We start from the raw sequence: 382 nt of genomic DNA, 5'->3' as shown, positions 1-382 counted from the left end.
GAAGTCCGCACCCCCACCGTCCTGGCCCTCCGCGTCCGGACGTGAGCTTTCCTTCTTCAACCGCTCATACCAGTCAGGGGCACGGCGGCGGACCTTCAACCCGCCCGGCAAAACCCCTTCACGCTTCAGGGACGTCTGGACGCAGTCCTCCATCACCGACCAGATGTGCAGCAGCCCCGCCCGGATCTCCTCCGGGGTGCGGCTGTCCTCCTCATTAATCCGCATCACGTCACTGATCCCCAACCCGGTCTCCCGGCAGTGCTCCAACAACTCTGCAGCGGTCCGGAACGGCAGCGGCAGTTCCTTCTTCGACTCCTCGAGTTCCTGCTGCGCGGCGTCCTCCTCACCCTCCCGGACAATGAACCCGCCACCCACCGAAAAG

1 pseudogene is annotated in these 382 nt (G+C 64.9%); it reads right to left on the bottom strand.

What is annotated here, in order from left to right:
* Positions 1–382, bottom strand: a pseudogene (locus FDW84_RS19030) (L-serine ammonia-lyase); the annotation flags it as partial.

The sequence above is a fragment of the Pseudarthrobacter sp. NamE5 genome (assembly GCF_005796225.1).
Lineage (GTDB): Bacteria > Actinomycetota > Actinomycetes > Actinomycetales > Micrococcaceae > Arthrobacter.
Note: the sequence above shows the minus strand (reverse complement) of the source record. Positions and strands in the feature narration are given on the sequence as shown.